We start from the raw sequence: 26,924 nt of genomic DNA, 5'->3' as shown, positions 1-26,924 counted from the left end.
CCTACTCCGCTTCGACGCGGTCGATCCGGTAGCTGTCGCCGTAGACCTTCCACGCCAGCGGCGTGTCGAGGCCGAAGTTGTTCTTGTCGACGAAGACGCGCTGGGCCGTCTCGATGCGGCTGGTGTCCGTGTGCGAGGGCTCGCGCCCGATCGCCTCGACGCGCGCGTCCAGGAAGGCGTTCAGGTACGCCTTCTCGTCGCCGCCGCTCGCTGGCGGCTTCGCGGTCCGCACGGCCTGCTCGCGCATGGTGCGGAAGCCGACCGACCCCTCGCTGTCGCCCGACCCGTGCATCACATAGGCGTCGAAGTAGATGAACTGCCCCAGCGCGCCCAGCCCGTCGAGCTCCGCCTGGTGCACCGCGGGCGAGAAGTACAGCCGGTCCCGCTCGGCGTCCTGCGCGGCACGGAACGCCGGGTCCGAGACGGCGGCGCGCGCCCATGCGTCGGCGAAGGGCTGCCCGAGGCCCTCGTGGGAGTCGCTGCCCTTGACCGAGCGCAGCGCAGGCAGGAACGGCGCAAGGACGTTGCCGGGCCTGACCTTCGTATAGCGCTCGACGACGGCGAGCATGTCGCCCGTGCCGGAGCAGAAGCCGATGATTCCGGCGGTGTAGCCGCGGCCGTCGTCGATGTCCTCGATGTACTTGTACTGGGCCTTCCAGTCCAGCGAGGAGTTCTCCGCGCTGGACACCAGCTGCATCGCGATGTCCTTCTTCGCGGGGTCGTCGAGGCCGACGGGCGCGGCGGGTTCGTGGTCCCCGGAGCCCGCACAGGCGGCAAGCGTCAACAGCGACATCAGCGTCAGCGCGAGCAGCGCTCTGACCATGGACTTCACGGCACAACCCCTTCCTGGGGTCAGCGCCCCGGCCACGCCATGAGGTTACTGAACAGCTCCGCCTGCTCGATCGCGTCGTCCAGCGCGTGATGGGTGTGTCGCCGCCGGGAGAGCAGCTCGCGCGGCATCGTGCCCTTGGCGACGGCACGCAGAGGGAGGTGCGCCTTGGTCGCGTACAGGGTCTTCAGGTCCAGGCATCCGGAGTGTCCGAAGGGGCTCGTCCCGGTGAAGCGGATCAGATACCAGTACAGAAAGGTCCAGTCGTACGAGGCCGGATAGCCGCACATCACCGGCTGCGCGCCCGTACTCACCTCACGCACCCAGTCGCCGAACTCGGCCAGCGCGGCGGCCGGTTCACTGCCCTCGGCGATCAGCCGGTCCCGGTCCAGCCCGCTGACGGCCAGGGCCTCGGGCACGAAGTCCTCGCTGATGGGGCGCAGTTCACGGTAGAAGGTGTGCGCCTCGGGGTCCTCCGGTACGTAACCCTCGGCGTCCTGGCGACCGGCCACCGCCGCGCCGAAGCTGATCATCGAGTAGGGGCCGGGGATCGGGCCGTCGGCCTCGATGTCGACGGAGATGTAGAGGCTGGGTTTCACGCGACGTGCCATACCGGGAGCATCGCATCGGCGCCGCTCCCGGCACATCGGGTTTTCCCGCGAGCCCGCGAGCCCGGCCCCGGTCGCGCTCCGGCCCAGGCCAGGCGCCGGCCGTCCGCCCCGGTCAGTCGCACGCCTCGGTCAGTCGCCCGGCCGCCAGTCGGGCCGGCGGCCGCTGAAGCCGATGACCTGGTCCAGCAGCGGCGCGTCGTCGGGCACGGCGACGACCGGGCCGAACATCCCGTCCCCGCTCGGGTCGAGCCCGGCCGGCCGCATCAGCTCGTACGAGATCTGAAGGCTCGCATCGGACGGCCGGTACTCCTGCCCGGTGGCGCGGGCCAAGTCCCAGCCGTGGACGACGAGTTCGTTGATGGCGACGCGTCCGGCGACGGCCGCCGGCAGGGCGATGCCGCCCGCCCGTGTCGCGCCGTCCCATGCTCCCGGCCGGTCCCAGGCTTCCGCCAGCTCGTCCAGCCGCCGCGGAAGCACCGTGCGCCAGTCGTCGTGGAGCACCGGCAGGACGGAGCCGGGGTCGGTGTCGGTCGTGGGCCCGAGGTCCTTGCGGGCGGCGTCCCGAAACGCGGTGGACAGGCCGACGAGATGGCCGAGCAGCTCCCGTACGGCGTACTTGGGACAGGGCGTCGGATCCCCGAGCCGCTCCTCGCCCATGCCGTCGATCAGCTGTGCCACGGCGTGGGCAGCAGGGCGGAGGTCGGGGAATGCGGTCTGTGCAGTGGTGTCCATACAGAGGCAGACCGCACCGCCCGCCAAAACTCATCGCCGACCGGACCTTCCCGTACCTCCCGGCTGGGCCGTGTTCTGAAAAGGGAACCGCCTTGGCCCAGAGGATCCCGCGAGTCGCGATGAGTCCTGCGGCGTCCGGCGGTCGTACTGTCGAACCCGTTACCGAGGAGGACTTCTGATGCGCAGCGTGACCTATTCGATGGGCGTCTCACTTGACGGCTACATCGTCGGGCCGGACGGCGAGTTCAACTGGACGGTGCCCGACAAGGACGTCTTTCGCTTCTGGATCGACGAGATTCAACGGGTCGGCGTCCATCTGTTGGGGCGGCGGCTGTACGAGACGATGCTGTACTGGGAGACCGCCGACCAGGATGCGTCGCTCGGCGACGCCGAGCTGGAGTGGGCCGCGCTCTGGAACCCGCTGCCCAAGGTGGTTTTCTCCACCACGCTGTCGGCGGTGCAGGGCAATGCCCGCCTGGTCTCCGGCGGCGTGGCGGAGGAGATCGAGCGGTTGCGAGCCGAGCCGGGGGAGGGCGACATCGCGATCGGCGGCGCGACTCTCGCCGCCGAGGCGGCCGCGTTGGGTCTGATCGACGAGTACCAGGTCATGGTCTACCCGGTGCTGGTCGGCGGTGGCATTCCGTTCTTTCCCAGGGGCGAGCGCCGGGTGGATCTCGAACTCGTCGAGACCCGCACCTTCAGCTCGGGAGTCGTCTACCTCCGCCACCGCGTGGCGCGCTAGGAATTCCCCGGCTTGCGGGCCATGAGGAAGGCCTGAGGGGTGGGCTCGCGCAGGTCGGGCTCACGTACCAGCCTGGCAGTCTCGACCAGCCCGGCCCTGCCGAGTTCCTCGGCTACACGGTCGGGCGGCAGCCGGTAGACGTCGAGCGACAGCGCGTGGCCGTAGGCGTGCTCCAGACGTACCCGTTCGTCGCCGGCCTTGAAGGCGATCAGCAGATGACCGCCCGGCGCCAGCACCCGGTGGAACTCGGCGAACACCACCGGCAACACCTCCGGCGGGGTGTGCACGGTGGAGTACCAGGCAAGGACGCCGCCGAGAGAGTCGTCCTTCAGATCCAGGTCCGTCATCGACCCCTCGTCGAACCGCAGCTTCGGGTGCGCCTGACGAGCCACCGCGACCATCGCCGGCGACAGGTCGATGCCGAACGCGCTCACCCCGAGAGCATCCAGATGCGCCGTCACCCGCCCGGGACCGCAGCCGATGTCCGCGACCGGCCCGGCCCCGTCGGCCTGCACGAGCTCGGCGAACGCGGCCAGCATCGCGCGGTCGTAGGGCTTGGCGGCGAGCTCGGTTCTGAGGAGTTCGGCGTAGTCGACGGCGACAGTGTCATAGGACGCGCGGGTGGCGCGCACGTAGGAAGGTTCGCTCATGCGCGAGGACAGTAGTCCGCTGCCCGTGTCGCCCGTCAGCCGCCCTGCTTCGGCTCGATCACCAGCTCGCGCACATGCTCCCCGTGGCCCGGCTCGCGGGACCCCTTGTCCTCCACCATGAAATGCTCCTGGAGGCCGTGAACGAGCCGCTCGATGTCCTTCGGGTGACCGTAGACGAGCGCGTGGACGGCGTCGGAGAGCAGAACCGGTTCGTGGAGGGGGCGCTGCCTGCGTACGTCGAAGGGCAAAGCGGATACCACCGGGCCGCCGCCGTCCGAAACGATCCGACCCGCCCCGGGTGGCGCGAGGGCAAGCTCGAAGATCGCGCTCAGCGTCTCGTAGACGAGGCCACCTGCCCGAGTGGGGTCGATGTGCACGCGGACGGTTCCGGGTGCGTGGTGGCTCGCGGACTTTGTTTCCTTCGGTCGCAGCCGCATGCCTCAAGCATCTGACCAGCGGCATTCATCCGCCATCCGGGGGCCTGCCGTCATGCCTTCGCGGCCGGCGCCGGTCGTGGACCGCCTGAGCGAAGTCCATCCGGCGCCCGGCCGAGCGGGACCGGCTCGACCACATCGCCGGACGCCGTCAGCGCTGACCACTCCCCTGCATCTGGGCACGCCACAACGGCTGAGCCCAGCACAGGCCCGCATCGGCTTGTCTGCTCAGTCACCAGGGAGCAGCCGTGTTTCGGCGCTCGGCAGCCCCTTGATCCACCAGTGGTCGTAGCGCTTGTAGACCCTGAGGTCGCGGGGGGCGAGGAACGCGATGAGCGATCTGGCCTCTGCGGCCAGTTCCTCCCAGACAGGGCCCCGAAGGGGGTGGAAGGCGGTGGCCTCGATTCCACCGTCGACGGGCCGCCAGACGCCGGCGACGTAGCCATCGACCAGGATCGTGGGCAGTACGTCGCCGTTCATACGCGTCACGTGCTTGCGGTAAGCGGGCGGGATGACGCGGCTGCGATCGGCATAGGCCAGCAGGATGCTGTCCCACATCGCCATCAGTCTGGGTGGAGCAGGACTGTCTTCGGTCGGCCGCGGTGCGCCGGGAATGTCGTACATCACCGTGTCACCCGGGCCCTCCAGTTGCTCGAGCTCGTCGGCGAGCGCGCTGACCGCCGATCTGACCCGAGCCCGCTGGACCAGCGCGAACTGTGCCATGTCCGCCACCGACGCCGGCCCGAAGCCCTCCAGATAGCGGCGTATCAGGATCTGCAGACCCTCGGCGGCAACCTCAGGGTCCGCCAGCACCGGCCGCGTGCCTGCCGCGAGGTACGACGGCCGGGTCTCGAACGACCAGGGCCCTCCCGTGCGTGCATGCCACAACGGCGCGTACTGCCGAAGCATCCGCTGGGCCGCCGACTCCATCGGTGCGCCCAGCCGCGCCTCGAGCCAGCCCCCCATCTCGGCGGCGGTCCGCGGCCGGTCGGCGTACTTCAGCAGCTCGGCAACCAATACGTCGGCGTCGTCGGCGGTGAGTCCGGATGCCGTGAAGCGCGGGTCACCGAGCCTGGAGCCGCGCAGCGTCGGCTCCACGGCCTCACGGAAAGTCCGGTAGTCCTCGGCGTGGACCGCGTGCAAGGTGAGCCGCATCAGCGTCGCCTTGACCGTCTGCAGTCCGGCAAGCGCCAAGTCGAAGCCGGCCGGGTCGAAGCCGCTCAGCCTGTTCCACAGCGCGATGTACGGCGAGGCGGGCTCCTGTGCCTGCAGGGCGACCACGCGTCGCACTGCGTCTTGGACATCGAGCGACTCGCGGCCCAACAGCAACTGTCGGGCGAGCGTTGCCCGGTTGAGCGCCTGCGCGGTGACCTTCATACGGGGATTCCCTCGTTCCGTCGGGTCACGCAGAACCCGCCGACCTCCGGATCCACCGCAGGTCCTGGTGACCCACGTCGAGCGCGGTGACATGGACCCAACGCGAACGGTACGCGGATCATGACGGAAACGCGACGAGATCCACCGAGGCCCAGACCGTCTTGCCGGGCGCTGCGGTGCGCGGTGACATGCCCCAGTTGGTGGCGAGGGCGTCGATGAGGATCAAGCCACGGCCCGATTCTTCCTCGACAGGCACGGGAGGGAGCACCCGGCTCGGGCGCCGTTCCGTACGGGTGTCGGTGACGTCGACGCGTAGCTCGACCACATTGTGCCGGACCTGCCCGTCGCGCCGCCGGTGCATTCGGCTCCGCCTCTCTCCTGCGCGGCGACCGGATCCGCCCCGCAACGCCCGCCGCCGGATGTGAACAGGTCCAGCACTGCTCGGAACCGGCTTGCCGGGTAAGGGACTTCGCGGCATCGTGCCCAGGCGGGCAGCGAGTGCAAGTCTGTTGACGGCGCGACCGACTGTCACCCCGCGTAGAGATGGCATCAACTGCCCGTGCAAGACGTCCGCGACGGCGCCGGGCCCCGGCAGCGGCGCGACGGTGACGCGCACCCGGCGGTCGCCGTGGCTGAGCGGATGTGGGCGGCGGTGTCCTGAAGGTTCCATGGGGCTGCGCGGCATGACAGCGCGGACCAGGGGAGGGGCGCGGAGGCAGCGCGGGGCGCACCCGACCGGCTGGGCTCGCCGCGGACGCGGTGTGTCGCGGGTAGCCCAGGAGGCCTGTTGCTTCGAGTTGGGCCGTGGGCTTCGGAGCACGGCCAACACTGCGGGTCCGACCGAACCTCCGTGCGCCGGTGTCAGAGCCCGGGTGCGAGAACTGTCAGCCGCAGGATCGCCGCGACGGCCAGCGCCGCTGGAACGGCGAGCTAAGACGCTCCAGCAGCACATCGACGCGACCGATCGTTAGTGACGCAGCAAGGCCAGTCGCCTGTACACAGACCGCAGCAGGGTCACGCAGTTGGAGGCCACGGCCCCTCGCCCTGAGTCCGTACACGTCCGGGACTCGAATAACGTGACTGGGCCGACACTCGCGCTGGAGGCTCAGGCGTGGGCGGCCTTCCTCGGCTTCCCGGCAGCGCGTACGCAACCGGAACGGGTATTACCCGTCCAACGACCCCGCAGGGACCCGCGCCGTTTCCTACGCTGGGAGATGTGACCACAAGCCTCACCCCCAACGCAGGCCTTGATCTCTTCCTCCAGGAGGCCGCCGGTTTCGGTAGCCCTTCCTCCGCCCGGATCGCGGACGCCTTGCTGACCCTGCTCGTGCTCAGAGGTGCGGATCGCCGGACCGGACTGCCGGAGCCGACCCCCGAGCTGGTCCGGCAGGTGCTCCACCACGATGTGCCCGTCCTGGTCTGCGTGACCGAGTCCGAGTTGCCCGTTGCCCCCGCCGTCCTGCGCGCGCTCGCCGACCTCGTACGGGCCCGGGGCAGGCTGAACACGAAGCGTCACGCCCGGCTGCTGGCCGCGATCGACGAGGGGGTGCCGGAATTCCGGCGGGCGATGGCCGATCCGGGCAATCTGACCTGGCCGCGCTGGTACGCGTCGCTGATGCGGGCGGACGGAACACCCGTCGACGACCCCGAGGCGGTGCTGCGCCGGCTCGACGCGCATGAGCGCACTCCGCGGGCCGACCGCCCCGCCCTGCCCGACGGGGTGGAGCGGGCGGATGTCACCGGACGCACCGTCATCGCACAGATCCTCCTGGCCGAGACCCTGCTGCGAGCCTTCGCCCGCGATCTTGAGCAGCCCTCGCCCGCCGGGCCCCTGCTGCCCGGTCTGCCCCTGGAGGCGGTGGACGTGGATCCGGAGGAAGGGCTTCCGGGCGAAATGCGGCGTATCGCGGGCACGCTGATGGACCGCTGGACGGCTGCCGGACTGTCCGACGCCTTCTCGGGGCCGTACGCGCATCTCGCCCCCGGTCCCGAGGACTTGCCGCACCTCGTCCTTGCCGACGCGCTGCTTGATCAGCACCTCAGTTACTACGGCGACTCCGGTCTCCCGGTCCCGCCGCCGCCCGCTCTGCCCGCGCCGCTGGAAGTGCGCGGCCTGCTCGAAGGCGCACCGCTGCCAGCCCTCCTCTCGGCGGCCGCCGACGGGCCGGATCTCGTGGACGAGGAGGTGCGTCACCTCGCGGTCGCCTGTGGTGTGCTCCAGCAGGACGGCCTGCTGACGACACCGGGCCCGGCCGCCGGAATCTGGGCCGATGGCACCCCGCAGGAACTCACCGAACTCGCGGCGGACATCCTCGCCACGGCCGTCGGACGTCTCACGGAGGATCCGGCCCTGGACCCGGAGTACGCCGACGACGCGGCGCACCTGCTGTACGCCCTGTACGAGCGCGGCTGCACCGCCGAGTCCGTGGCGCGCAAGGCCGCCGAGTACAGCGACTGGCTGATCGACCCGGCCGTGGAGAACAGGCCTGTGCCGGTCCCGGACAGCGCCCCGGCCGAGTACGCGACTCCGGCTCCGCAGGAACTGTCCGACCTGCTCGGCCTTCCCGCTCTGGATGACGAGGACCGGACTGAGCTCGACGCTCCCGCCCGGGCGCTCGCCGCCGTCGTCGACCGGCTGTCCGCCACCGGCGCCGTGTTCCGGACCGGTGACGCCTTCGGGCTGACCCCCCTCGGTGTCGCCGCGGTCCGCCACACGCTCAAGTCCGGTGCGGTCGCCGCGCCCGACCGGGACACGGTCACCGGCTGGGAGTCGGCCACCCTCGTCGAAGCGGCCCGGCTCTGGCCCCGAGACGCCACCAACCGAGCCTTCACCAACTGGCTGACCGCCCGCGAGAACGCCGCCGAGGCATGGGACGAAATCCTCGGCGCCCTCGCCGCCACCAAGACAGGCACCGACGAAGCGAGCCTCACCCGCGCCCTGTTCGCCTCTCTGGACACCTCGGCCGCACCGCTGGAAGCACTGCGCGGACAGCTCGCCGACCCCGCGCTCGGCGCGTACGCCCTCCAGGCGCTGCGTGCTCGCGGAGAGCAGGCGGATGAAGGGCAGGTCCCTTTGAGCGCGCGGGCAGCCCTGGTCCTGGATGACCTGAACGCGAGCCACCACAAGGACCGCCTGGCTGAACCCGGGCTCACCCCGAGTTCCCTGGTCACCGCCTTCGACGCGGTCGGCACCACGTGGCCGGGCGGCCCCGCGGCCCTGATCGCCGCGCTCGCCGACGCCGATGCCAACCGTGCGCATCACGTGCTTGCGGACCTCGGTGACCGTCACTCGGACCCCGGTATCGCCGCGTTCGCCCGTCGCACCGCCGCGCTGACCGACCCCCTGAGGCCGCGGTCGAAGAAGATCCGCAGACGCTGATCCGAGGTCGTCCGAGGTCCGGGACGCCCTCAGAAAATCAGGACGCGCTCAGAAGGACGTCTCCCGCACGCTGGCCCGGTCCGAGGGAACGGTCGATGCCGTGATTTCAGAGCGATGCCCCTCGCCCGCGAACGTCACCGTCAGAGTGTCCGGCGCACTCTGTGTGGTGCTCGCCGTGAAGCCCTGGCTCGGCACCGCCGAGATGAGGCACACCCCGCCGCTTCCGTAGCGCACGGTGGCCTTCCCTCCCTGGGACGTGATGGTGTGCACGCCCGAGCCGCCCTCCTCGCAGCCCTCGCCGCCCGGGTTCGCCCCGGACTGCTCCGGTGAAGGCGGGGGAGTCGTGCGGGTCACGGGCGACGCTGTGGGGGGTCTTTCGGTCTTCCTGGGCGGCTTCGGCCTGGGCGTCGACCGGCTCGGGGTGGGCTCGGGGCTCGGGGAGGCGCTGGGAGTCGCCGAGGCCTGCGGCGAGGGGGCGGTGAAGTCCTTCGCCGCCGACTGGGCGACGGGCGCCGTCGGCCTGGTCGAGCCCACGACGAAATGGACCGTGATCATGACGGCCGTGACGCTGGCCGCCGTGCAGGACAGCCAGATGAGCACGTAGCGCAGGTACCGGGACACGACACCATCTTGGCGGACCCGCTAACGTGCCTGCTCATGGCCTCCGTACTTGTCGTCGAGGACGACCCAGTGATCCGGGCCGCGCTGATCGAGGTCCTCACCGGACACGGGTACGCGGTGCAGACCGCTCACCAGGGTTTCGAGGCGTTGCGGCAGATCACCCAGGGCGCGCCCGACATCGTCGTGCTGGACCTCGGACTGCCCGACCTGGACGGTCTGGACGTGCTGCGGATGATCCGGGGCATCTCGCGGGTACCCGTACTGGTCGCCACGGCCCGCGACGACGACACCGAGGTCATCAGGCTCCTCAACGCCGGAGCCGACGACTACATGGTCAAGCCCTTCTCGGGCGGCCAGCTCGCGGCCCGGCTCGCGGCCGTACTGCGGCGGTCCGGGCCGGCCGCGGACGACGGCAACCGGCAGCAGGTCCTCCAGGTCGCCGGTCTCAGGATCGACCCGCTGGCCCGAACCGCACACCTCGACGGCGGCGAACTCTCCCTGACCCGGCGGGAGTTCGACCTGCTCGCCTACCTCGCGCAGAACGCCGACCAGGTCATATCCCGAAAGCGCATACTCGCCGAGGTGTGGCAGCAGCCCTATCTCGAGGACCAGACGGTCGATGTCCATCTCTCGGCACTGCGCAGGAAGCTGGGTGAAAAGGCCGCGCATCCGCGCTATCTGCACACAGTACGCGGTATCGGGATCAAGCTGGTCGCCTCGCCGTCATGAGACGCGCCCTCGCAGGGATCTCCCTGGCCGCGACGCTGATGGTCGCGCTGTCCTTTCTCGTCCCGCTCGCCCTGCTCGTACGCGAACAGGCCCGGGACCGGGTGACCACCGCCGCCGAGCAGCGCGCGGCGGCTCTCTCGCCCGTACTCGCCCTGACCACCAGACGCGCCGATGTGCAGCAGGCGGTCTCGGGCCTGGGCTCGGACGATCGGCTCGCCGTACGGCTCCCGGACGGTGGGCTCGTCGGCACCCTGCACGCCCCGCAGGAGGCGCTGAAACGCGCGGTGGGCAAGCGGGAGACGCTGGCGCTCGACACCGCCGAGGGCTGGGTCTATCTCCAGCCCGTCGTCCTCGCCGAGAACCGGGTGGCGGTCGTCGAGGCGTACGTGCCCGCAGGGGATCTGACCCGGGGCGTGTGGGCTTCGTGGGGCGTCATGTCGCTGCTCGCGCTCGGCCTGGTGGGCGGCTCGGTGCTGGTCGCCGACCGGCTGGGCGCCAGGGTCGTCCGCTCTTCCAGGAGCCTGAAGCGTGCCTCGCTGGCCCTCGGGTCGGGGGACCTCGACGTACGAGTGGATCCGGACGGTCCGCCGGAGCTCCAGGAAGCCGGTGCGGCGTTCAACACCATGGCCGACCGGGTCGTGGAGCTGCTCGCCATCGAGCGGGAGATGGTCGCCGATCTCTCGCACCGGCTCAGGACCCCGCTGACCGCGCTGTACCTGGAGGCGGATCTGCTGGGTGGTTCACCGGGCGCCCGGCGGATCACGGAGGCCGTCGCGCAGCTGGAGAGCGAACTGGACTCGATCATCACCGCCGCGCGCACCCCGCTGGCCGCAGGCCCGGTGAACGGGACAATTCCGGCGCACCGCTGCGAGCTGACCGAAGTGGTGGCGATGCGGCTCGAGTTCTGGTCGGTGCTCGCCACCCAGCAGGAGCGGCTGTACGAACGGTCCTTCACGCCGCGCCGGACGCCCGTACGGTTCCCCGAGGACGACCTCGCCGCGGTCGTGGACGCCCTGATCGGGAACGTCTTCCGGCACACTCCGCAGGGCACTAACTTCGCCGTACGCGTGGAGCGCACCGACCGGCACGTGCTGCTCACGGTCGAGGACGCGGGTCCCGGCGTTGCCGACCCGGACGCCGCGCTCACCCGGGGCGTCAGCGTCGGCGGCTCCACGGGCCTCGGCCTGGACATCGTGGCGCGCGCGGCCTCCGCGGCCGGCGGGGAGCTGGAGATCACCCGCTCGGCGATGGGCGGAGCCCGGGTGCGGGTGTCCTTCGGGCTGGCGGGCGACGAGCTGTAGCCGGACCCGATAGCTGTCAGCGGCTCTGGCTACCGGCGCTACCGGCTACCGGCTTGCGCCGAAGTCCTGGGTCCACCAGGGGCCACCGTCGCCGAAGTGCACGCCGATGCCTATCTCCTTGAAGGAGCAGTTGAGGATGTTGGCGCGGTGGCCGGGGCTGTTCATCCACGCGTCCATGACGGCGGCGGCGTCGGACTGCCCCTGGGCTATGTTCTCGCCCAGCGTGGACCAGGCGTATCCGGCCGCCTCGACGCGGCCGGCCATCGTCGATCCGTCCGGCCCGGTGTGGGACATCACGCCCGAGTCGGCCATGACGTCGCTGTAGTCGTCGGCGGCCTTGGTGAGCTTCGCGTTCGAGGTCAGCGGCGAGCAACCGGCCGACGCGCGCTCCTTGTTGACGAGCGCGAGAACCTGCGCCTCGGCGCCGTTCGACGACCCGCCGCTGTCGCCCGAGCCGCTGCCCGACCGCGTGGTCGGCCGACTCGCTTCACCGGCGCCGCTCCCGCTCTTGGACTGCACGGTCGGCGTCGGGGTCGCCGTCGCCGTCCGCTTCGGCTTGGCGGAAGCCGTGACACGCGGGCTCGGGGAGGCGGTGGCGCTGGGTATCGCCGAGGGAGAGGTAAGGGGCGACGCGCTCCCCGCGGCGGCCTGGCCGTCCGCCAGTCCGGGAAGGTCGGCCGCATCCGTCGTAACCTTGCCCGCCGAGCCGCTGTTGCCGCCGCCCATGGCAAGGGTGACGCCGACGCCCGTCGTGACGGTGATCGCACCGAGCGCCAGAACGACATTGCGCGCCCGCAGCCCGTTCTTGGGGCGGGCGTGGGAACGGGGCTGGGGGCGATCGGCTCTTCGGGAACCCATACGTGCAACACCTCGGGAGTGTGTCGAGCTCGGGAAAACCCCGGCAGGCGCGCGATCGCGCCCACCGGGTGTGGGGGGTTGGCAAGAGCGTATGGGTGTCCGGGGCCGGGAACGGCGTTCGGAAGGTCTTCTTCAAGAAGCCCTAAGAAAGCCCTAAGACTTCCGTCGGCTACGCCGGATACGTCGGATACTCACCGTCAGCGCGATCGAGGCGAGCCGACCGTGTGCTGCCGTCGCGCTCAGACGGGCAGGGCGGTCGCGGGCACCGGTTTCCGTGCCGGACGGGACGGCAGGACTCTACGGCCAGGGCCTGACACCGCACTTGCTGACCCCTTGTGGGCGGGCCGGAGTTGTGCCATATAGGTCTGGACCATTGCCGTCGTCCGCGGAGGTCAGACCGTGCAACGTCCCCCCACACCCGCCGCGTTGACCTGCGCGGCCATCCTTGCCCTCACTGCCTGCGCAGGCGGGGAGAAGGACACCGAAAGCCCAACGACACCCGCCGGGGTGACCGCCCAGGCGGGCAGCGCCACCTCCGTCCACGTCATGTGGAACCAGGCCACCGACAACAAGGCGGTAACCGGCTACGAGGTATTCCAGAAGGGCGCCAGGGTCAAAACGCTCCCGGCCACCAGGAACATGGTCGACATCGACCAATTGACACCCGAGACCTCGTACACCTTCACCGTCCGGGCGCGCGACGCCGCGGGGAACCTCTCGAAGCCCAGTGCCGCTGTAGCCATCACTACGCCGGCTCCCACACCCGAGGACCATCTCGCGCCCTCGCGACCGCTGAAGCTCACCGTCCGGGCCGACGGGAGCCGTGCGGCCACCTTGTCCTGGGTGCGGGCCGCGGACGACGTCGGCATCACCTCGTACGACATCTACCAGGAGGACTCCCGGATCCACAGCGTGAGCGGAAACGAAACGACCGCGCACATCAACGGACTTCGGCCGGGAACCGTCTACACCTTCACCGTCCGGGCGCGCGACGCCGCCGAGAAGTCGTCCGCCGACAGCAACGCCGTCGATCTCACCACGCCCTCCGCAACCGGGGCGCCACCCAGCACTGCGCCCACCGGGCTGCAAGCAACCGCCCGGAAAGGGAAGATCGAGCTGAGCTGGACGCCGCCGCAGACCGGTGGTCCGGTCAAGGAGCATCAGCTGTTCCTGAACGGGAAGTTGGCCACGACCATCGTCTGGGGCGCGCAGCCTCCCGCCGGGACGGCGACGTACACCATGACGGTCACGGACAAGCCGGGCACCCGCTACAGCATCAAACTCCGGGCCAAGCTCCCCGACGGGAAGTGGGGCGACTTCTCGGCGCAGCGGACGGTGGTGGTCCGCTGAGCTGCTGCGGCCGGCGTGTGGGTGACACTTAGGCACCGACGCCGTTGCGTGGTCGCGGGGTGGCGAACGAGGCCCGTGCGCAGGCTGGTTGGCTTCGGGGCCGACTGCTCACCTGTCGTACGTCGGCTCGGCCGGATCTCGTATGGCGCGCATAGTCGAGCGCCCCTACCCTGACACTTGGTAGCTCCTTGTAGCTTTCCAGGCACTTCAGGTGATCATCACTCTGTGCTTTTAGTTACTTGCCTGCGGTAGTGCGCAACCGTCCACTACGATCGAAGGGCATCATCTGGGGCGGATCGGGGGATCGGGAGGACTGCGGTGGTGCATGGGGGGCAACCCTTGTGGTGTAGGAGCAGCGCCTGCGGCAATGAGACGGAGTGCGTGGAGGTGGCCGTGCAAGCGGAACACATACTCGCCCGCGACGCGAAAGCGCCCACCGCATCTGTGCTGCAATTCACCGCCGTTGCCTGGGCGGATTTTCTCCGCGCCGTGACACAAGGGAAGTTAGAAGGCCAGTGACTTTCTTACAGACCGTCGGCAGGAGGTGTGGGGCCCTTATGGACACTGAAGATTCTTCCGTGCAGCCTTCCACGCACAAGGTCCGGCGACGATCCGCTGCTGTAGGTGGTCTCGTAGCCTTCTTTCTCGCTGCGGGAGCGATGGCCACAGTCGCTGCTGCCGCTGCATCCCTGTTGGTCGAAAGCGTACTTGTGAAGCGGGTCTTGTGGGTGGTCGTCGCTCTGGCTGTGTCGGTGGGTGCGGGGCTTTGGCGGGCGACTCACTCCTTCACTGCGTCCCCACAGGGTTATGATCGTCTTCCGTACGCCCCGAAGGCGGGTTCTCCGAGGTAAGCCTGTCCCGTCGCCGTGTCCATGCGCGCTTGGCCCACCAGCTGATGCCAGCGGTGATGGAGGCGCCCACCACGCTGAGCGCTGCCATACCGATGCGCGCCCAGGGGACTTCCAGTTTGCCGACCGCCTGAATCACGAACAGCGCAGCGCCGAGTATGAGAGCGAGTGCGACGAGGGCTGCGACGAGGACTAGGGCAACTACCTTGAACTTGGCCCTGGCGCGGGCGTTTTCTATGTCGATCAGGTGCTCTGTGTGGTCGGCGTTCTGGCTGGCCTGTGCTTTGAGCTCCTCGTCGGTGAAACCAGCCTGGTTTGCCCCTTGCGCGTAAGTGAGCAACAGCTCGCCAAGACGCTGCCGCATTGACCTGGCCACGTCGGTCCTCCCCCTGGCTCCACCACTGGCAGTTGGCACCGCAGACCTAGACCGCGCCGAGGTCATGCTTGATGCGGCCGATCAGGTCAAGCGACTCGGCTTCGCCCAGCGCCAGATCCGTGATCGTTTCGAAGCACTCCTGATAACGCGCCAGCAGTTCCAGGTCTTCGCCGCCGGTCATGCTGCCGGCTGCGTGTTCCAGATACAGCAGGTCGTCGTCGTCCGTGAAGCCGAGCAGGACGAAGCTGCCCAGAGTGCTGTAATGGGCTCCAGCTTCGAAAGGCAGCACCCGGATCGCCACGTCCGTTCGAGCGCCGAAATCCAGGAGTTGCTGAAGCTGCTCCTCCATCACAGCTCTTCCGCCGATCTGACGCCGCACGGCAGCCTCGTCCAGAACGAACGCGGCGGTAAGCCGATCCGTACCGTCGAACATCCGCGACTGCCGCGTCATTCTGAGTTCGACCACGCGCTCGGCTCGGTCGGCGTCGAGGCCGCGGGGCGCGAGCAGTGCGGCCGCGTAACTGTCGGTCTGCAGGTGACCGGGCACCACGATGGGATGGTAGGTATGCAGGCTGGCCGCAGCACTCTCGTACCCCAAGTACTGCGCGAACTGCGGGGTAAGGACATCGTGGAAACGAGACCACCAGCTGGGTCCCTTGCTTCCCCGGGCCGCTTCCTCCAGCTCCGCAACCATTGAGCTGTCGGTGATCCCGTAGAGCTCCATCAGCGCGCGCAAGTCGCTGACGGAGACGCTGACCGTACCCGTCTCCACACGGATGAGTTTGGACTGCGACCATTCCACTCGCTCGGCGGCCTCACGCTGGGTCAGGCCCGCACGTTCGCGTGCCTGGCGCAGGGTAATGCGCAGTTTGCGCCGGTTAAGACTGGGATCTACAGGGGGTGTCATCGCCGCTCCTTCTTCGTGCACGTACCCTGATCTCCTCCGGCCATGCACCAACAACTTCTAGCTATCAGCTCTATGCATTATGCCTCCACCGAACAGGTAGGAGCTAAAAGCCATGTGCATGACACTCCACCCTTAGTTGCAGGCGAGGGTCCCGGCGCGCATGCTGAGTCGGCTCCATGCCGGCGGTCCACAGCGGAGTCACGCGCGACCGTGTGGCGCCGGGCCGGACCCTTGGGCACTCCGAGAAGGCGGGAACGGCGGCTACGAGGGAGAAGGCCGACCAGTAGTGCCCCGCCGGAGCCGCCGCGACAGGTGCGGGCGGCTCCGGGGACGGCGGCGAAAACGGACCCGCCCCCGGTGCTCTGCGGCACTGGGGGCGGATGCGAGTGAACCAGCTTGGTCAGCCGGTCAGTTGCTCGTACGCGGGGAGCGTCAGGAAGTCCGCGTAGTCGGCGTCGAGCGAGACGTGCAGCAGCAGATCGTGCGCCTGCTGCCACTTGCCGGAGGCGAACGCCTCCTCGCCGATCTCCGCGCGGATCGCGGCCAGTTCTTGCGTCGCGACCTTGCGGGCCAGCTCCGGGGTGGCGAGTTCGCCGTTCTCGAAGACGACGCCCGCGTTGATCCACTGCCAGATCTGGGAGCGGGAGATCTCCGCGGTCGCCGCGTCCTCCATCAGGTTGAAGATCGCGACCGCGCCGAGGCCGCGCAGCCATGCCTCGATGTAGCGGATGCCGACCTGGACGGCGTTGCGCAGGCCCTCGTACGTGGGCTTGGCGTCCAGGGAGTCGATCGCGATCAGATCGCCGGCCGCCACCGAGACGTCCTCGCGCAGCCGGTCCTTCTGGTTGGGCTTCTCGCCCAGCACCGCGTCGAAGGAGGCCAGCGCGATCGGGACCAGGTCGGGGTGGGCGACCCAGGAGCCGTCGAAGCCGTCGGCCGCCTCGCGGTCCTTGTCGGCCTTGACCTTCTCGAAGGCGACCTTGTTGACCTCGGCGTCGCGGCGGGAGGGGATGAAGGCCGCCATGCCGCCGATGGCGTGGGCGCCGCGCTTGTGGCAGGTGCGGACGAGGAGTTCGGTGTACGCGCGCATGAAGGGGGCGGTCATCGTCACCGCGTTGCGGTCCGGGAGCACGAACTTCTCGCCGCCGTCACGGAAGTTCTTGACGATGGAGAAAAGGTAGTCCCAGCGGCCCGCGTTGAGACCGGCCGCGTGGTCGCGGAGCTCGTAGAGGATCTCCTCCATCTCGTACGCCGCCGTGATCGTCTCGATCAGGACGGTCGCGCGGACGGTGCCCTGCGGGATGCCGACGTAGTCCTGCGCGAAGACGAAGATGTCGTTCCAGAGGCGAGCCTCCAGGTACGACTCCGTCTTCGGGAGGTAGAAGTACGGGCCCTTGCCGAGGTCGATCAGGCGCTGGGCGTTGTGGAAGAAGTACAGGCCGAAGTCGACCAGCGCGCCCGGGACCGGACGGCCCTCGAACTGCAGGTGGCGCTCGTCGAGGTGCCAGCCGCGCGGGCGCATCACGACGGTCGCGAGCTCCTCGTTCGGCCGCAGGGCGTATGTCTTCCCGGAGTTCGGGTCGGTGAAGTCGATCTTCCGCTCGTAGGCGTCGATCAGATTGCGCTGGCCGAGGACGACGTTCTCCCAGGTGGGGGCCGAGGCGTCCTCGAAGTCGGCGAGCCAGACCTTGGCGCCGGAGTTCAGGGCGTTGATGGTCATCTTGCGGTCGGTGGGTCCGGTGATCTCCACCCGGCGGTCGTTCAGCGCCGCGGGGGCCGCGGCGACCTTCCATGAGTCGTCCGCGCGGATCGCGGCGGTCTCCGGGAGGAAGTCCAGGGTGGAGGTACGGGCGATCTCGGCGCGGCGCTCGGAGCGGCGGGCGAGAAGCTCGTCACGCCGCGGTGTGAACCGCCGGTGCAGCTCAGCCACGAAGGCGAGGGCCGCCTCGGTGAGGACCTCTTCCTGCCGGGGCAGGTGCTCGGCTTCGACGATGGCCAGCGGGGACGGCGCTGGTGCGGACATGAGCTGTCACTTCCTTCAGCGGGCGGTGCCTGACGGCCGCCGGGCGTGCGGTTACGGCACTCGGTGCCGCAAGAGCCGAGGTACGGTCGCGGGCGCCGTCTGGGGTGTCGGGCGCTTCTGACCAGTGGATAGTAGTTTCCTCATGGTGGAAGTTCAATGGTTTGTTGATATCGAGATTCTCTGGGTCGACAGACCATGGCGCTGAGTGCCACGCCGTTCACTCAAGGTGCGCCAGATCCGCCGCCGTGTCGATGTCGTACGCCTCGGCCACATCGCCGCACTCGATCAGCGCGAGCGAGGACTCGTGCTCCTTGAGATAGGCGCGAGCACCGCGGTCGCCGACCGCGCTCGCCGTGATCTCCTGCCAGCGCCCCGCGCCGAAGAGAACCGGATGGCCGCGCTCGCCTCCGTACGCGGCCGCCGCGAGCGACTCACGGGAGCGGTGTGCGGCCCGCACGCGGGCCACCGCATCGGCGCCGATCCCCGGCTGGTCCACCAGCGAGACAAGCGCGGCGTCCGCCGCCGTGGCGGACAGCGACCGAAGACCCGCGCGCAGCGAAGAGCCCATGCCCTCCTCCCAGTCGGGGTTGTCGACCAGTACGCAGCCGGACAGATCTGCCTCCTTGCGTACGCGGTCGGCAGCCGCACCCAGCACCACATGCACCGGAGCGCAGCCGCCCTCGCGCAGCACGCGCACCGCGTGCTCGACCAGCGGCCTGCCCCGGTGCGTCAGCAGCGCCTTCGGGCGTCCGCCGAGCCGCCGACCGCCGCCCGCGGCGAGCAGCAGACCGGCAACGACCGGTTCCTTCGATGGCTGGGGGAGTGGGTGTGCCATAAGGACTCCTTACCTCATATCCGGTCGAAGTGCCGAGCGATTCACGGCCCGCCGGCCGTGTTCCGCAACCGAGCGGGCGCCACCGGTCGTCCGACGTGGAGAGCGGGGCGAGCCTTGGATAAGGTGCCCTCCGATACTGAAGTTCGGCATGGGGGACGAGAGTTCGATGAGTGGGCGCGCACACGAGGGAACGGTCTTCCAGCCTCTGGCCGAAGACGATCCGAAGCACGTCGCCGGATACAAGCTCGCAGCCAAGCTCGGCGCGGGCGGCATGGGCAAGGTGTACCTGTCGTACACGCCCGGCGGCCGTCCCATCGCCATCAAGGTGATCCGGCCCGACTTCGCCCAGGACGCGGAGTTCCGCCGCCGGTTCGCCCAGGAGGTGCAGTCCGCGCAGCGCGTGCAGGGCCTGTACACCGCACCGGTCATCGACGCCGACGCCGAGGCCGAACAGCCCTGGCTCGCCACGGCTTACGTCCCCGGGCCCTCGCTCGCCGACGCGGTCCACGAGCACGGCAAGCTGCCGGTGGAGACCGTGCTGCTGCTGGTCGCCGGAATCGCCGAGGCGCTCCATGTCATCCATGGAGCGGGAATCGTGCACCGCGACCTCAAGCCCGCCAACGTGCTGCTCGCCTCGGACGGTCCGCGCGTGATCGACTTCGGCATCGCCCGGGCCGCCGACGCGACGTCGCTCACCAGCAGCGGCGTCACCATCGGCACCCCGTCCTTCATGGCCCCCGAGCAGGCGGCCGGCAGCCAAGTCACCCCGGCCACCGACATCTTCGCCCTCGGCCAGGTCGCGGCGTACGCGGCCACCGGCAAGGCGGCCTTCGGCGAGGGCACTTCACACGGTGTGCTCTACCGGATCGTCCACGAGGAGCCGGACCTCACCGAACTCCCCGAGCAGCTACGGGAGTTGGTGACCCGCTGCCTGGTCAAGGACCCCGAGGCCCGGCCGTCGGTCGCCGAGCTGCTCACCATCTGCCAGTCCGCCAATGCGGAAACGGTGCTGAGGCGTCCCGAGGAGTGGCTGCCGGGCGCGGTGGCGGCCGAGATCACCACGCGCACGGCGGCGCCTGCGCCGCCGGTGACACCTCCGGCCGGACAGGCCCCGGCTCCGGCCCACCCGCCCACCCAGGCTGCCGCGCAGGCTCCCGTCCAGCAGCCGCCGGTCCAGTCGCCGCACTACGCGCCCACGCAGACCGCTGGCCAGGCTCAGATGCAGTCGCCCGCTCCGGTTCCGCCGCCCACCGCGGCCTCCGCCCCGGCGACTCCGCCGCCCGGCTTCGGCCCGCCGCCCCAGAACCCGACCTACGGCTACCCGCAGGCGCATGCCACCCCGCACGCTCATACCGCGCCCCAGCACGTCCGCCCCCCGCAGCCGTACCCGGTGCAGCCCTACCAGACGGCCTCCGGGCAGTTCCCGCCCGGCGCGCCCAAGAAGAAGAGCAGCGCTCTCGCCACCGCCGTCATCATCACGCTGGTGCTCGGCGCGCTCGTCGGCGGGGGCGTGTACGTCGCAACGTCCGGCAACGACAAGGACAAGGGCAGCCAGTCCCAGGGCCAGGACAAGGGCGGCAGCACGTCGGACACGAGCGGGAACGGCGCCACTGACAGCGCGGGCGGCGACAAGTCCACCAAGCCCTCCCGACCGGTCGCGGACCCGAAGCCCAAGACGTACAACGGCCTCAACGTGACGGACGACTACGGCATCAGCCTCGGCGACGAGCCGGTCAAGCCGATAGCGAGTGAAGGCGCCAGCAGCCTCGACTTCGAGCTCGAGTACTACATCGGCACGATCGAAGCCAGGAACGCAAAACTGATCCTCCTGGGCCCGGGCCAGAGCGCCGACCTGGCGACCTGCAAGAGTGAGACCCGGTTCGCCACTTTGCTCGAGATCAAGAATCTGTCGAAGGGCGCGAAGTTCTGTGTGCTCAGTGACACGGGGAACGTCGGCCTGGTGACCTACCAGGGAAGGTCGCCCGAATCGGATCCCAGCCACTACATGACCGTCGATGTGACGGTCTGGCGCGGTGCGATGGACTCCGTACAGCCGAAGTCCTGAATTCCGTCCGCGGAGTGGCGCGTACCGCATCGGATGGCGTAGCTTGCCCCGCGACCCTCAGTGTCCGGCCAACTGCTGACGGTCGCCGAACGACATTGAGGACCTGCGAGGGGGCGGGCTTTGTTGCGGAGCGTAGGGCAGACGCGGGTGGCAGAGAGCGACGAGGACCCGAGGGAGACGGCGCTGAGATCCGCCGTCTCCCGGCTCCGCCGCGAACTGGCGTGTCATCCGGGCGAGTTCTCCGACCGGGGCATTGCCGAGGATGAACTGGCCGTGCTGGCCGCGATGGTGGCGGCGGGCGACCCCGAGATCCCGCGGATGCGGCGCTCCCTGCTGCTGATCGCGGGGGCGATCGGGTCGGTGAGCGCGTTGGCGCCGGCGCTGATGGGGGTACGGAAGGCGGTCGACCAGTTCGGCGAGGTGCCGGGCCAGTAACTGGGTGCAGCACCTCAGTTGTCAAACACCGGCCATGTTCAGCCGCGGATCAGGCGGCGGGATCTGGCCGTAGCCACCGCCGACGTCCGCGAGTCGACACCCAACTTCGCGTAAATATGCACCAGATGGGACTTCACCGTCGCCTGGCTCAGGAACAGCTCCTTGCTGATCTGCAGATTCGACAGACCGTCCCCCACCAGCTGCAGCACCTCCAGCTCCCGCTTCGTCAGCGCCTGCGAAGGCATCCGCATCCGGTCCATCAGCCGGTGCGCCACGGCCGGGGCGAGCGCAGACCGGCCCGCTGCCGCCGTACGGACCGCCGCGGCCAGTTCCTCGGGGGGTGCGTCCTTGAGGAGGTAGCCGGCCGCGCCCGCCTCCACCGCCGCCAGGATGTCCGCATCCGTGTCGTACGTCGTGAGGACCAGCACGCGCGGCGCGTCCCGGAGCGCGCTGATCGCCGCAGTCGCCTCGGATCCGTGCATCCCCGGGCCGAACTGAAGGTCCATCAGCACCACGTCGACGCCGCCCGCGGCGGCCCGGCCGACGGCCAGTTCCGCGGTGGCCGCCTCCGCGACGACGGCGAAGTCGGGCTCGGTGTCGAGGACCGCCCGCAGCCCCGCCCGTACGACGGGATGGTCGTCGGCGAGCAGCAGTCGGATCGGCGCGTTCATACGGTGACCTCCGCCGGAAGCGGCAGAGTCAGCGCGACCGCCGTGCCCTGGCCCGGAGCCGACTCCACGCTGAGCGTTCCGCCGAGCGACCGCGCCCGCGACCGCATCGCGGGCAGCCCGAAACCGCCGTCCCCGTCCGGCACCGGCGCCGCCGTCGTCGGGTCGAAGCCCCGGCCGTCGTCGACCACGTCGAGTGAGACCGAGGTGTCCATGAAGCTCAGCGTGATCTCGGCCCGGCCCGCGGCGGCATGGCGCACGGTGTTGGCGAGCGCCGACTGCGCGGTACGCAGCAGGGCGACCTCGTACGGAGTGGGCAGCTCGACGGGCGTACCGCTGACGCCGAACCGGACGGCGGGCCCGGGCGCCGTGGCGCACAGCCGCTGAAGTGCCCCGGCCAGCGAGCCGTGCTCCAGGTCGGGCGGCGTGAGGGCGCGTACGAAACGGCGTGCCTCGGCGAGGTTGTCCTGCGCGGCCTGCCTGGCCCGGCGTACATGCGGGGCGGCCGGAGCGTCTTCGGGCAGGGTCCGCTCGGCGGCGCGCAGCAGCAGCTGGATGCTGGACAGTCCCTGGGCGAGGGTGTCGTGGATCTCCCGGGCCAGCCGCTCACGTTCGGCCAGCACCCCGGCCTGGTGCTCCGCCTCAGCGAGCTCAGCCCGGGTGGAGACCAGTTCCTCGATGAGCTCGCGCCGGCTCTCGCTCTCCCGGTACAGCGCCCGATAGCCGAGCACGGTCGCGACGGCGACGGCCGCACCCAGCAGCGGCCCGATGAACGTACCCGGGGTGACCGTCCTGCCGTGCAGCAGGAAGCTCCCGATGGCGGCGCCCGCGGTCACGGCGACCGCGGGCAGCCCCCAGCGCACCGGCAGCAGGTGCAGCAGCAGGAAGTACAGCGGGAAGGCGGCCCACAGGCCGTCGGGGGAGAGGGCGAGCAGCGCCAGCCAGGCCGCGCCGAGTGCGGACAGCCAGAGCGCGGCGGCCCGCGGCGAGCGGTGCACGGCCGGGCTCAGCACACCGGCCGCGTACACCGCCGCCATCACGGCGGCGGCCGCCACGACGGCGTACGCGTGCGGGGCGCCGTCCGCCACGGCCCGTATCGCGGCGAGCGTGAGCAGACCGCCAAGCAGCGCGTGCAGGCACAGGCGCAGCACGCGCAGGACGGGGGTGAGGGGGCGGGAATCCATGGTCGTCCCAGCGTAAGCGGGGTGCGCGGGCGCGAGGTCAATCAAAGGATTGATGTGAGTACGCACCGCGGCGCGATGTTCGCGTGGGGCCCGTGCCCGAGGCTGTGCCCATGTTCGTCGCATGGAGAGATCTGCGGTTCGCCAAGGGCCGGTTCGCCCTGATGGGCACAGTGGTCGTGCTGATCACGCTGCTGGTGGGCCTGCTGTCGGGGCTGACCGCCGGGCTGGCCCGGGAGAACACCTCGGCCGTCACCGGCCTGCCCGCCGACCACATCGCCTTCGCCGCCCCGCCCGGTGGCCGGCCGGTGTCCTTCACCAACTCGTCCGTGAACGAGGGCCAGTGGGCGAGGTGGGCGAGGCAGCCCGGCGTCACGGGTGCCCACCCCCTCGGCATCCGTACGCTGAACGCCACCGCCGGGGACCGTAGCGCCGCCGTGTCGTCCTTCGGCGTGGAGCCCGACTCCGGGCTCGCGCCGCAGGGCCTCGCGCCGGGCCGTGTCGTCCTCTCCGGGAATGCGGCGAGGGAACTGGGCGTCGGCGCGGGCGACCGCGTCAGGATCGGCAGCCTGGAGGAGACCGTCGCGGCGGTCGAGGGCGATGCCTCCTTCAGCCATACGCCGGTGGTGTGGACGGCGCTCGACGACTGGCAGCGGATCGGGAACTCCGGAACCGCGACGCTGGAACAGGCCACCGTCATCGCACTCACGACAGCGGACGGCGCGCACCTCGCCGCCGTCGACAAGGCCGTCGGTACGAAGACCCTCGGCGTCGACGAGGCGCTCACCGCCATCGGCTCCTACCAGGCCGAGAACGGCTCGCTGCAGCTGATGCGTGGCTTCCTCTTCGTCATCAGCGCCCTGGTCACGGGAGCCTTCTTCACCGTCTGGACGATCCAGCGCAGCGCCGACATCGCCGTGCTGAAGGCGCTCGGTGCCTCGACGCCGTATCTGCTGGGGGACGCGCTGGGGCAGGCGGTGACGATGCTGGCCGCCGGAACGCTCCTCGGTACGGCTCTGGCGGCCGCGATCGGCGCGCTGATCGGCGGCGGTGACGTGCCGTTCGAACTGGCCGCGCCGACCGTGCTGCTGCCCGCCGCCGTGATGATCGTCCTCGGCGTCCTCGGAGCGGCCCTGTCCATCCGGCGGATCACCGCCGTCGATCCTCTGACCGCCCTCGGGAGCGCACGATGACCTCCGCGAACCTGCTGCTCGACGACATCACACTGACCTACCCCGACGGCGACGGGCGGCTCACCGCGCTGGACTCCGTCTCGCTGGAGGTCACGGCGGGCTCGCTCACCGCCGTCGTCGGCCCGTCCGGCTCCGGGAAGTCGAGCCTGCTGGCGGTCGCGGCGACCCTGGTCACCCCCGACCGGGGCAGGGTCGTCGTCGACGGTACGGACACGGCGGGCCTGGACCGGGCGGGTCAGGCAGCGCTGCGGCGCGAGCGCATCGGCATCGTCTTCCAGCAGCCCAATCTGCTGCCGTCCCTGACGGCGGCCGAGCAGCTCCAGGTGATGGCCCATCTGTCCGGAGACAGAGTGCGCCAGGCGCGGGCCAGGGCCCTGGAGCTGTTGGACGCGGTCGGCCTCGCCCGAGAGGCGCACCGCCGTCCGCACCAGCTCTCGGGCGGCCAGCGCCAGCGGGTGAACATCGCCCGGGCGCTGATGAACGAGCCCGCCGTCCTGCTGGTCGACGAGCCGACGAGCGCCCTGGACCATGAACGGGGCGCGGCGATACTGGACTTGCTGGGCGCCCTGACCCGGGAGCGGGGGACGGCGACCGTACTGGTCACCCACGACCGGGCACACCTGGAGCGGACGGACCGCACCGTCACGATGGCGGACGGGAGGCTCGCGGCGCTGCCGGTGGCGGGCTGAGCCGGACCCCGTCCGCGACTGTCTCAGAGAGAGATACGGCGCTCGTCCGCCGCGATGGGGAGGTCGTTGATGCTCGCGTACCGGCGCCGCATCAGACCGTTCTCGTCGAACTCCCAGTTCTCGTTGCCGTAGCTGCGGAACCACCGGTCCTCGTCGTTGCGCCACTCGTACTCGAAGCGGACCGCGATGCGGTTGTCGGTGAAGGCCCACAGCTCCTTGCGCAGGCGGTAGTCGAGCTCGCATCGCCACTTCTCGCTCAGGAACTCGACGATCTCCGCGCGCCCTGACAGGAACACATCGCGGTTGCGCCACTCGGAGTCCTCGGTATAGCCGAGGGCGACCCGCTCGGGGTCCCGGCTGTTCCAGGCGTCCTCGGCCGCCCGGACCTTCTGCTGGGCGGTCTCGGCGGTGAAGGGCGGGACGGGCAGCCTCTTAGCAGTCATGGATATCCCCTTCGGAAAGGAGAGAACGTGCGTTCTCCTCGGTGTGCAGTAGCGTAGGAGAATGGTGATTCTCACGCAAGGCGAGGGCTGACATGGAAGCCGCAGTACTTCAGACCCGCGTGCTCGACGCGGCCGAGACGCTTCTGTACGCGCGAGGGCTGCAGACGGTCGGGATGGACGAGATCCGGGGCGAGTCCGGGGTGTCCCTCAAGCGTCTCTACCAGCTCTTCCCCTCCAAGGAGCGGCTGGTGGAGGCATATCTGCGCCGGCGTGACGCACGCTGGCGGGCCTCGCTGGCGAGCCATGTCGACGCCCGGCCCGCCCACGCCCCGGAGGAGGACAAGATCCTCGCCGTCTTCGACTGGCTGCAGTCGTGGTTCGAGGAGCCCGACTTCCGCGGCTGCGCCTTCGTCAACTCCTTCGGGGAGCTGGGCGCCACATCGGACGCGGTGGCGGCCGCGGCCCGCGATCATGTTGACGCGCTACGGAGCTATCTCGCGGGCCTGGTGGCCGCAGCGGGTCGTCCCGCCTCGCTGGCCGGGCCTCTCCTGCTGCTGGTGGAGGGCGCGATCACGACGGCCGCCATAACGGGAAGCAGTACGACGGCGGGGCAGGCCAAGGAGGCCGCCCGAGTGCTGCTGGAGGCGGGCCGCTCGTAGCGAAACGGAAAGCCGAACGCCCTGCACCTGCGGCACGGAGCCGAGGGAGCAGGGCGCGGGTGGTGTCGCTTGAAGGATCAGCCTTGCGTCGCCGTGTTCGCCAGAGCCGTTGAGAGGTCCTTCGCGACCTCCTGGAGGATCGGGACGATCTTCTCGGTGGCCGCCTCGGTGACCCGGCCGGCGGGACCGGAGATCGAAACCGCCGCCGCCGTGGGGGAGTTGGGCACCGAGACCGCGAGGCAGCGGACCCCGATCTCCTGCTCGTTGTCGTCGACCGCGTAACCGGCGTGCCGCACCTGTTCGAGCGCTTCGAGGAAACCCTCGGGTGTCGTGATCGTCTTCTCGGTGGCCGCGGGCATGCCGGTACGGGCGAGCAGCGCGCGTACCTCGTCCGGCGGGGTGTGCGCGAGCAGCGCCTTGCCCACGCCCGTGGAGTGCGGCAGCACGCGCCGGCCGACCTCGGTGAACATCCGCATGGAGTGCTTGGAGGGCACCTGTGCGACGTACACGATCTCGTCGCCGTCGAGCAGCGCCATGTTCGCCGTCTCGCCCGTCTCCTCGACCAGCCGGGCGAGATAGGGGCGGGCCCACGTGCCGAGCAGCCGGGACGCCGATTCTCCCAGGCGGATCAGCCGGGGGCCGAGTGCGTAGCGGCGGTTGGCCTGCTGGCGTACGTAGCCGCAGGCCACCAGCGTGCGCATCAGCCGGTGGATGGTGGGCAGCGGCAGACCGCTGCTGGCGGAGAGCTCGCTCAGCCCGACCTCGCCGCCCGCGTCGGCCATTCTCTCGAGCAGGTCGAAGGCGCGCTCCAGTGACTGCACGCCGCCGCTGGATGCGGGCTTGGCGGCGTCGGTGGAGCTGGCGCTGGACGTTGGCACGTCAACGGTCCTTTCGGGCAGGCGGGCAAGTGAGCAGCGTACCGGGCGTCCCGGTCGGGCACACTGGTGTCGTGAGGGCGTCCATGCCGGTCAGCGGGCGTTTGTCCGCGT

General features: G+C 70.1%; 30 protein-coding genes. 13 read left to right on the top strand and 17 right to left on the bottom strand.

Annotated elements, in window-relative coordinates:
- Window position 1: 1 nt before the first annotated feature.
- The 3 genes from OHA61_RS07085 to OHA61_RS07075 all read right to left on the bottom strand — a co-directional run bounded on the left by OHA61_RS07085 (window position 2) and on the right by OHA61_RS07075 (window position 2,172).
- The gene (locus tag OHA61_RS07085) at window positions 2-823 is read right to left on the bottom strand and encodes a chitosanase (protein WP_406307297.1); all 822 of its coding nucleotides are present in this window, start codon (window positions 821-823) and stop codon (window positions 2-4) included.
- Window positions 824-852: 29 nt separating this feature from the next.
- On the bottom strand, window positions 853-1,440 hold the full coding sequence (locus OHA61_RS07080) for a 3'-5' exoribonuclease domain-containing protein (protein ID WP_406302277.1): 588 nt from the start codon (window positions 1,438-1,440) through the stop codon (window positions 853-855).
- Window positions 1,441-1,569: 129 nt separating this feature from the next.
- Window positions 1,570-2,172 carry a TIGR03086 family metal-binding protein gene (locus OHA61_RS07075; RefSeq protein WP_406302276.1) on the bottom strand — a complete coding sequence of 201 codons (603 nt, stop codon included), beginning with the start codon at window positions 2,170-2,172 and terminating at the stop codon, window positions 1,570-1,572.
- Between the two features lie 178 nt (window positions 2,173-2,350).
- Here OHA61_RS07075 and OHA61_RS07070 point away from each other — a divergent pair, with 178 nt between their 5' ends.
- Complete coding sequence (locus OHA61_RS07070) at window positions 2,351-2,914, top strand: dihydrofolate reductase family protein (RefSeq protein WP_324979755.1); 564 nt, start codon at window positions 2,351-2,353, stop codon at window positions 2,912-2,914.
- Here OHA61_RS07070 and OHA61_RS07065 read toward each other — a convergent pair.
- From OHA61_RS07065 to OHA61_RS07050, 4 genes are all read right to left on the bottom strand, one after another.
- Window positions 2,911-3,564 (bottom strand): class I SAM-dependent methyltransferase, encoded by a 654-nt coding sequence (locus tag OHA61_RS07065; RefSeq protein WP_406302275.1) that lies wholly within the window; start codon window positions 3,562-3,564, stop codon window positions 2,911-2,913. The two genes, OHA61_RS07070 and OHA61_RS07065, sit on opposite strands and share 4 nt — an antisense overlap.
- Window positions 3,565-3,599: 35 nt before the next feature.
- Window positions 3,600-4,001, bottom strand: coding sequence for a hypothetical protein (locus OHA61_RS07060; RefSeq protein ID WP_406302274.1), 402 nt, complete (start codon window positions 3,999-4,001; stop codon window positions 3,600-3,602).
- A 225-nt stretch (window positions 4,002-4,226) separates the two neighbouring features.
- The gene (locus OHA61_RS07055) at window positions 4,227-5,375 is read right to left on the bottom strand and encodes a winged helix DNA-binding domain-containing protein (protein WP_406302273.1); all 1,149 of its coding nucleotides are present in this window, start codon (window positions 5,373-5,375) and stop codon (window positions 4,227-4,229) included.
- Between the two features lie 118 nt (window positions 5,376-5,493).
- Window positions 5,494-5,736: an ATP-binding protein gene (locus OHA61_RS07050; protein WP_406302272.1), complete on the bottom strand. Its 243-nt coding sequence runs from the start codon at window positions 5,734-5,736 to the stop codon at window positions 5,494-5,496.
- A 661-nt stretch (window positions 5,737-6,397) separates the two neighbouring features.
- Here OHA61_RS07050 and OHA61_RS07045 point away from each other — a divergent pair.
- Both OHA61_RS07045 and OHA61_RS07040 read left to right on the top strand, forming a co-directional pair.
- Window positions 6,398-6,595 carry a DUF397 domain-containing protein gene (locus OHA61_RS07045; protein ID WP_406302271.1) on the top strand — a complete coding sequence of 66 codons (198 nt, stop codon included), beginning with the start codon at window positions 6,398-6,400 and terminating at the stop codon, window positions 6,593-6,595.
- Window positions 6,592-8,754, top strand: a complete 2,163-nt coding sequence (locus OHA61_RS07040; RefSeq protein WP_406302270.1) for a hypothetical protein — start codon at window positions 6,592-6,594, stop codon at window positions 8,752-8,754. The genes OHA61_RS07045 and OHA61_RS07040 overlap by 4 nt, the downstream gene beginning before the upstream one ends.
- A 48-nt stretch (window positions 8,755-8,802) precedes the next feature.
- Here OHA61_RS07040 and OHA61_RS07035 read toward each other — a convergent pair whose 3' ends face one another.
- Window positions 8,803-9,108: a hypothetical protein gene (locus tag OHA61_RS07035; RefSeq protein ID WP_406302269.1), complete on the bottom strand. Its 306-nt coding sequence runs from the start codon at window positions 9,106-9,108 to the stop codon at window positions 8,803-8,805.
- Between OHA61_RS07035 and OHA61_RS07030 the strand changes: the two genes are divergently transcribed.
- Genes OHA61_RS07030 through OHA61_RS07020 form a run of 3 tightly spaced genes read left to right on the top strand, consistent with a single transcriptional unit; the run spans window position 9,098 to window position 11,405 of the window.
- Window positions 9,098-9,358, top strand: coding sequence for a hypothetical protein (locus OHA61_RS07030; protein ID WP_406302268.1), 261 nt, complete (start codon window positions 9,098-9,100; stop codon window positions 9,356-9,358). The two genes, OHA61_RS07035 and OHA61_RS07030, sit on opposite strands and share 11 nt — an antisense overlap.
- A gap of 53 nt (window positions 9,359-9,411) precedes the next feature.
- The gene (locus OHA61_RS07025) at window positions 9,412-10,104 is read left to right on the top strand and encodes a response regulator transcription factor (RefSeq protein WP_406302267.1); all 693 of its coding nucleotides are present in this window, start codon (window positions 9,412-9,414) and stop codon (window positions 10,102-10,104) included.
- Window positions 10,101-11,405 carry an ATP-binding protein gene (locus OHA61_RS07020; protein ID WP_406302266.1) on the top strand — a complete coding sequence of 435 codons (1,305 nt, stop codon included), beginning with the start codon at window positions 10,101-10,103 and terminating at the stop codon, window positions 11,403-11,405. The genes OHA61_RS07025 and OHA61_RS07020 overlap by 4 nt, the downstream gene beginning before the upstream one ends.
- Before the next feature lie 45 nt (window positions 11,406-11,450).
- On the opposite strand, the gene OHA61_RS07015 is transcribed toward OHA61_RS07020, so the two are convergent.
- The gene (locus OHA61_RS07015; RefSeq protein ID WP_406302265.1) at window positions 11,451-12,263 is read right to left on the bottom strand and encodes a CAP domain-containing protein; all 813 of its coding nucleotides are present in this window, start codon (window positions 12,261-12,263) and stop codon (window positions 11,451-11,453) included.
- 399 nt (window positions 12,264-12,662) lie between these two features.
- Here OHA61_RS07015 and OHA61_RS07010 point away from each other — a divergent pair, with 399 nt between their 5' ends.
- Complete coding sequence (locus tag OHA61_RS07010) at window positions 12,663-13,613, top strand: fibronectin type III domain-containing protein (RefSeq protein ID WP_406302264.1); 951 nt, start codon at window positions 12,663-12,665, stop codon at window positions 13,611-13,613.
- 318 nt (window positions 13,614-13,931) lie between these two features.
- A complete protein-coding gene (locus OHA61_RS07005; RefSeq protein ID WP_406302263.1) occupies window positions 13,932-14,132 on the top strand; it encodes a DUF397 domain-containing protein in 201 nt (66 codons plus the stop codon).
- 267 nt (window positions 14,133-14,399) lie between these two features.
- Here the strand turns inward: OHA61_RS07005 and OHA61_RS07000 are convergent, their stop codons facing one another.
- From OHA61_RS07000 to OHA61_RS06985, 4 genes are all read right to left on the bottom strand, one after another.
- Window positions 14,400-14,837 (bottom strand): hypothetical protein, encoded by a 438-nt coding sequence (locus OHA61_RS07000; protein WP_406302262.1) that lies wholly within the window; start codon window positions 14,835-14,837, stop codon window positions 14,400-14,402.
- Between the two features lie 46 nt (window positions 14,838-14,883).
- The gene (locus tag OHA61_RS06995) at window positions 14,884-15,744 is read right to left on the bottom strand and encodes a helix-turn-helix domain-containing protein (protein WP_406302261.1); all 861 of its coding nucleotides are present in this window, start codon (window positions 15,742-15,744) and stop codon (window positions 14,884-14,886) included.
- Between the two features lie 400 nt (window positions 15,745-16,144).
- Window positions 16,145-17,767 carry a malate synthase A gene (aceB, locus tag OHA61_RS06990; protein WP_406302260.1) on the bottom strand — a complete coding sequence of 541 codons (1,623 nt, stop codon included), beginning with the start codon at window positions 17,765-17,767 and terminating at the stop codon, window positions 16,145-16,147.
- A gap of 217 nt (window positions 17,768-17,984) precedes the next feature.
- Window positions 17,985-18,602 carry an NTP transferase domain-containing protein gene (locus tag OHA61_RS06985; protein WP_406302259.1) on the bottom strand — a complete coding sequence of 206 codons (618 nt, stop codon included), beginning with the start codon at window positions 18,600-18,602 and terminating at the stop codon, window positions 17,985-17,987.
- A gap of 166 nt (window positions 18,603-18,768) precedes the next feature.
- On the opposite strand from OHA61_RS06985, the gene OHA61_RS06980 reads away from it, so the two are divergent.
- Both OHA61_RS06980 and OHA61_RS06975 read left to right on the top strand, forming a co-directional pair.
- Window positions 18,769-20,667, top strand: a complete 1,899-nt coding sequence (locus OHA61_RS06980; RefSeq protein ID WP_406302258.1) for a serine/threonine-protein kinase — start codon at window positions 18,769-18,771, stop codon at window positions 20,665-20,667.
- A gap of 120 nt (window positions 20,668-20,787) precedes the next feature.
- Window positions 20,788-21,102, top strand: a complete 315-nt coding sequence (locus OHA61_RS06975; protein ID WP_406302257.1) for a DUF5955 family protein — start codon at window positions 20,788-20,790, stop codon at window positions 21,100-21,102.
- Between the two features lie 38 nt (window positions 21,103-21,140).
- Here the strand turns inward: OHA61_RS06975 and OHA61_RS06970 are convergent, their stop codons facing one another.
- Entirely contained in the window at window positions 21,141-21,773 is a 633-nt protein-coding gene (locus tag OHA61_RS06970) for a response regulator (protein ID WP_406302256.1), read from the bottom strand.
- Window positions 21,770-22,954, bottom strand: a complete 1,185-nt coding sequence (locus OHA61_RS06965; RefSeq protein ID WP_406302255.1) for a sensor histidine kinase — start codon at window positions 22,952-22,954, stop codon at window positions 21,770-21,772. The genes OHA61_RS06970 and OHA61_RS06965 overlap by 4 nt, the downstream gene beginning before the upstream one ends.
- A gap of 110 nt (window positions 22,955-23,064) precedes the next feature.
- Here OHA61_RS06965 and OHA61_RS06960 point away from each other — a divergent pair, with 110 nt between their 5' ends.
- Window positions 23,065-24,144 (top strand): ABC transporter permease, encoded by a 1,080-nt coding sequence (locus OHA61_RS06960; RefSeq protein ID WP_406302254.1) that lies wholly within the window; start codon window positions 23,065-23,067, stop codon window positions 24,142-24,144.
- Window positions 24,141-24,833, top strand: coding sequence for an ABC transporter ATP-binding protein (locus tag OHA61_RS06955; RefSeq protein WP_406302253.1), 693 nt, complete (start codon window positions 24,141-24,143; stop codon window positions 24,831-24,833). Before OHA61_RS06960 ends, OHA61_RS06955 begins: the two co-directional genes overlap by 4 nt.
- A 23-nt stretch (window positions 24,834-24,856) precedes the next feature.
- Here the strand turns inward: OHA61_RS06955 and OHA61_RS06950 are convergent, their stop codons facing one another.
- A complete protein-coding gene (locus OHA61_RS06950; RefSeq protein ID WP_324985372.1) occupies window positions 24,857-25,276 on the bottom strand; it encodes a nuclear transport factor 2 family protein in 420 nt (139 codons plus the stop codon).
- 92 nt (window positions 25,277-25,368) lie between these two features.
- On the opposite strand from OHA61_RS06950, the gene OHA61_RS06945 reads away from it, so the two are divergent.
- On the top strand, window positions 25,369-25,935 hold the full coding sequence (locus tag OHA61_RS06945; protein WP_406302252.1) for a TetR/AcrR family transcriptional regulator: 567 nt from the start codon (window positions 25,369-25,371) through the stop codon (window positions 25,933-25,935).
- A gap of 77 nt (window positions 25,936-26,012) precedes the next feature.
- On the opposite strand, the gene OHA61_RS06940 is transcribed toward OHA61_RS06945, so the two are convergent.
- Window positions 26,013-26,813 carry an IclR family transcriptional regulator gene (locus OHA61_RS06940; protein ID WP_406302251.1) on the bottom strand — a complete coding sequence of 267 codons (801 nt, stop codon included), beginning with the start codon at window positions 26,811-26,813 and terminating at the stop codon, window positions 26,013-26,015.
- Window positions 26,814-26,924: the final 111 nt, after the last annotated feature.

The sequence above is a fragment of the Streptomyces sp. NBC_00885 genome (assembly GCF_045207475.1).
In the GTDB taxonomy this organism is placed as follows: Bacteria; Actinomycetota; Actinomycetes; order Streptomycetales; family Streptomycetaceae; genus Streptomyces.
Note: the sequence above shows the minus strand (reverse complement) of the source record. Positions and strands in the feature narration are given on the sequence as shown.